Consider the following 2,569-nt stretch of genomic DNA (forward strand, 5'->3'; position numbering starts at 1 on the left):
CATAGTCTCTTCCTTTTCTACTTTTACTCGTACTCGACTACCGCCGCAATGGCGGTGGCGATTTCTTCTAAAACGTCGGCGGGCAGGACTCCTATCCGCTCGACGAACCGCTGGGTGTCCACACTCCGCATCTGAAGTGTGTCGGCTGTAGAAGCCTTCGTTAGCCCAGTTCCCGGAGTAGCTTCCAGCTTCACATGCCAAATATTGGCCTCAAATACGGCTTTCCACTCGGTGATGGGCACGACCAGTTTGAGAGGGAGCTTTCCTACGGCATCGGAGCTTATCACGATCACCGGGCGGATCTTCTTGATCTCCGCTCCGATGGTTGGGTCAAGATTCACACGCCAAATCTCCCCCCGCTTGGGAGTGTTTCGCGTGGGCGCTGCTCCTGGTGATGCCATAGGATCAGTACTCAACGATGTCCTCTCCGCCCTCAACCTCGCGCCAGCCCGAGTCTTGCTCGTAGTGTGCTGCGAGCTGCTCGGCTTGCTCGGCCATTAGTCGCCGCCGCTCTGAGAGAGGCAGCTTCATAAAGGCGCGGCGCTTTACCAGCGAGAGGGACTCATCGTTAATCTTCTCACCGAGCATTGTCTCGGCTTCCATCGTACTGACCATCCCTTCTGCATGGGCACGAAGAACATGCTGGCGGAGCCAGAGCGGAGTCTCGGGTGGTAGTTGTCCGGGCTCATCACGCTTCCAGCCCCTACGGTTGATCGAAATACACCAGTCGGTGTAATAGGTGTCGGAGATGATGGAGAGTGACTTCATCCGGTACAGAAGTGCCTGTATGCTCATGCCGTACTTCTGCTTGAGCGTAAGTAGCTCGTTGGCCGAGACGCTGGTGCGCTTGGCTCCAACATCCTGGATGAAGGCATCGGCTGGGCTCAGAAACGCCCCCGCAAAGCGAAAGGCTGCTTTCTCTTCATCCACACCTTCCGCAACGTCCAGCACCAGGTGTCCAAGCTCATGGGCACGGTTAAGGCGCTGGCGCTCACCGGGAAGTCCCTGGCGTGTCACGACAGCACCGGCTACGGCCATGCCGCCCGATTTGCGAATGATGGCGGAGATTCCATCGAACTTGTCGCTGGCATCCACCTCTAGTACATGCACCCCGCTTGTTTCCAGCGTCGTTACCATGCTCCCTATCGGATCGCTTCCCAGCTGTAGTTTCCCCCTAAGCTGGAGTGCCGCTGTTTCTGCATCCTCTAAAGTACTCACGGTGTACTCCTGAAGCGGAAAGATAAACGCAGCGTCAGGAGAAAATATTTCTTGGAGGCGAATCCGATCCTCCATCTGTTGCCCGATCCGGCTCTTGAGCTGCTCCTGCTCCTTGACGGACATGGAAGCCTTCTTGCGGTAGGCGATGAAGTCAACGGAGATGGTGGGCTCGGAAAGCAGGTAGGCCATCTTGACCTCCAGAGTCTCAGCGAGACGTGCCAGTACCGGGGAAGACGGCTGTGACTTCCCGATCTCATATTTTGAGAGTGCTTGCTTGGTGACGATGCCTCCCAGATGGGCGGCCAGCTCATCCAAAGAAAGCCCTCTCGCAAGTCGCACTTGCTTGAGTCTTTGTCCGATCATCGGTTTCCTGTCTTAGTGATGAGGTTCTTCATGATGTACAGTATTAGTTTACACTGTACATAGTATATCATGTTTTTGTCAACCATTCGCATCACGTAGAAATCTGGTCCTTTGTCCTCATAAGCCCTGAAGAACTAGAAGCGAAACGCCATCTGGCTTGACGATACAGAACTTGGCCGAACTGCTCTACGGATGTGCGATTTCTTGACCCGCACGTCGCTCGGCACAGTCGTGGGAGCATTTTGCCAGCGTTCGCGTATGCACTGGTCTGTGAGCTTCACATTGTGTGAAAGCAGGTCATCGAGAGGTTCTCCCTTTGGTGTTAATTCAGGGTGCCAACGTAGTCTGTTGTCAACAAGAATAGCCCTGCGGCGCTTGACGGTTCGCATGAATGAGGACGACTCTATGAAGGTAGGGTATTTGAAGTAGCGGGCGACTAGCTCAAGGTGCTGAGTTCCCCCAACGATGACCGGTCGCAGCTCTCTACCGACTCGGTCCTGAAGCCGCACCAACTCATAGATCGCATTTCTGCCCTCTTCGCTGTGGTGAAGCCCTGTTTGAAACTCCTTCGCAATGTAGACGATGTCCGTCTGTTGACTGAGGAGAGAAGACCAGTATTTCCAGTCAGACGGAGTAAGGGCATTCAGGTGGGGAATAGTTGAGATCCCTGCCGAAGATAGCTCCCCGGAAGTGATGAGGATGCGTCGTCGGTTATAGATGATGTCTGAACCAGGTGCATCTTGGAAAAAGCTGTAGTTGGGCGAGGTTGCAGTCTGAAATCCTAACTGAGCCAAGCGAGCAGGCCAGCCGAACTCTGAGCGATTGGCCCAGTAGTTCTCCAGCACATAGTCCCTTGCGACCCCCAGGAGTATTGGAAGTACATCGTCCCCTAGGCCGAACACTTTTCGGAGCCCATTGAGATCACAACCCTTTCGGAGGAGAGGTAGGACAAAACGTAGCGGGATAGCTACGACAGGGAAGTCTAAGG

Annotated in this window: 3 protein-coding genes; all 3 read right to left on the minus strand. The window is 54.5% G+C overall.

The window, feature by feature from the left end; genetic code table 11:
* Positions 1–23: 23 nt before the first annotated feature.
* Complete coding sequence (locus tag RMO15_RS10640; RefSeq protein WP_309711768.1) at positions 24–401, minus strand: type II toxin-antitoxin system PemK/MazF family toxin; 378 nt, start codon at positions 399–401, stop codon at positions 24–26.
* 4 nt (positions 402–405) lie between these two features.
* Positions 406–1,581 carry an XRE family transcriptional regulator gene (locus RMO15_RS10645; protein ID WP_309711762.1) on the minus strand — a complete coding sequence of 392 codons (1,176 nt, stop codon included), beginning with the start codon at positions 1,579–1,581 and terminating at the stop codon, positions 406–408.
* A 134-nt stretch (positions 1,582–1,715) separates the two neighbouring features.
* On the minus strand, positions 1,716–2,569 hold an 854-nt coding region (locus tag RMO15_RS10650), incomplete at its 5' end, for a DUF4417 domain-containing protein (RefSeq protein ID WP_309711765.1).

The sequence above is a fragment of the Armatimonas sp. genome (assembly GCF_031410135.1).
Taxonomy (GTDB): Bacteria; Armatimonadota; Armatimonadia; order Armatimonadales; family Armatimonadaceae; genus Armatimonas.